Origin of the sequence: Rhizobium sp. 25PS6 (assembly GCF_032464655.1) — a bacterium.
Lineage (GTDB): Bacteria > Pseudomonadota > Alphaproteobacteria > Rhizobiales > Rhizobiaceae > Rhizobium > Rhizobium laguerreae.
In genome coordinates, this window is the sequence record NZ_JAWDIV010000058.1 from 1 (window position 1) to 1165 (window position 1165).

Here is a 1165-nt window from a genome sequence, read left to right on the forward strand (position 1 = left end):
TGGGATCGAGCCCCGGGATGGCCATCCCGGGGCTCGCGCGGCAAAGCGCCCGTACAGGAATAGGTGTCAACGACCGACTTCATGAAGGGACTTTGCCGCTCCAGCTTCGCATCGCTTGCTGACTTGAATGGGCTATCCGTCGGACACGCCCGCAGACAATTCGAAGCATGGAGCCCGATTATGATGGCAGAACCCACCGAAATCCAGTCCATCCTCGGCCTGGACGTCTCCCGCGACACCGTCACCCTATGCGACGGTAGACGCCACACCGTAACCGTCGCCAATGAAGCCGATGCGCTGCGTGCCGCCCTGCAGCCGTATCAGGGCACGACTACCCTCGCTGTGTGCGAGGCCACCGGCGGCTATGAGGACATCCTGCTTGGTGTGCTCTTGGAACTGGCCATTCCTGCCCACCGCGCCGACCCCGCCAAGGTCAAGGCCTATATCGCATCCTTCGGCAAGCGCGCCAAGAACGATCCTATCGATGCCCGCTGGCTGTCCCGCTATGGCCGCGACCGCGCCGCCACACTGCCCCGTTGGCAGTCGGCCGATCCCACCCAGCAGAAGCTCGAGCTGCTCGTCGCCCGCCGTCTCGACCTCGTCGCCATGCGGGTGCAGGAGCAGAACCGCCTGAAAGCCCCACGCAGCCGCCTCATAGCCGATAATATCCGCGATCATCTCGCCGAACTGGAGCGCCATATCGAAGCCCTCAATGCCGAGATCGACACCCTGATCGGCGAAAGCCGCGATCTGGCACTGCGGGCCCAACAGCTGCGTTCGGTGCCCGGTGTCGGACCTGTCCTGGCGCCGCTGCTCTTGGCCGTCATACCCGAACTCGGCACCCTCAACCGCCGCCAGGTGGCAAGCCTTGCCGGTGTCGCCCCGCATCCCAAAGACAGCGGCAAGGCCAACTGGCACCGCAGCACCACCGGCGGACGGCGCCAGATCCGACCGGCGCTCTTCATCGCCGCTCTCGCTGCCTGCCGCGGCGACAATCCGCTCGCTGTCGCCTACAAGGCCCTGCTCAAGGCCGCAAAGCCCAAGCGCGTCGCCCTCACAGCCATCATGCGCAAGATCATCACCATCGCAAACGCCCGCGTCAGAGACGCCGTGCGACACCAAAATGAAATAGGGAAGATCAACGCATAAACTGACTTGGTGAGGG

Annotated in this window: 1 protein-coding gene; it reads left to right on the top strand. The window is 64.4% G+C overall.

The window, feature by feature from the left end; genetic code table 11:
• Window positions 1–180: 180 nt before the first annotated feature.
• On the top strand, window positions 181–1149 hold the full coding sequence (locus RWK44_RS34760) for an IS110 family transposase (RefSeq protein ID WP_316030167.1): 969 nt from the start codon (window positions 181–183) through the stop codon (window positions 1147–1149).
• Window positions 1150–1165 lie beyond the last annotated feature (16 nt).

What these genes read in the sequence shown, in the direction of transcription:
- RWK44_RS34760 (WP_316030167.1), top strand. Translation starts at nt 181, where the DNA reads ATGATGGCAGAACCCACCGAAATCCAGTCCATCCTCGGCCTGGACGTC.